The organism is Halomonas sp. SIMBA_159, from assembly GCF_046536035.1.
Taxonomy (GTDB): domain Bacteria; phylum Pseudomonadota; class Gammaproteobacteria; order Pseudomonadales; family Halomonadaceae; genus Vreelandella; species Vreelandella venusta_A.
The window spans coordinates 1-266 of record NZ_JAWJBT010000743.1 but is presented as its reverse complement, the minus strand read 5'-3'; the positions used below and the strand labels follow the sequence as shown (position 1 = coordinate 266).

Here is a 266-nt window from a genome sequence, read left to right as displayed (position 1 = left end):
ATCTGGACGCATGGCAGCACGTGAAGGAAGCGATGTCGCCCGATGGCCTGATGCCCGCAGATGGCCCTGCGACGGCGCTCAAGACCTTGCAGGCGTTCGATCCGGCGGTGCAGGGCAAGCCGATCGACGTATCGAAGACGTGGACGAACGACTTCGTCAAGAAAGCGCTGACTACGGTGAAGGCCTAAGGTCGTTCTCCTCGCACTAAGTCACGTCACGTCACGCCACGCCTCGCTCGGCGCGTGACGTCCCATTCCGAACCGATC

Annotated in this window: 1 protein-coding gene; it reads left to right on the top strand. The window is 62.0% G+C overall.

Annotated elements, in window-relative coordinates; genetic code table 11:
- The coding region (locus tag R0J87_RS21175; RefSeq protein WP_498888745.1) for a hypothetical protein at positions 1-188 on the top strand (188 nt) is incomplete at its 5' end.
- Positions 189-266 lie beyond the last annotated feature (78 nt).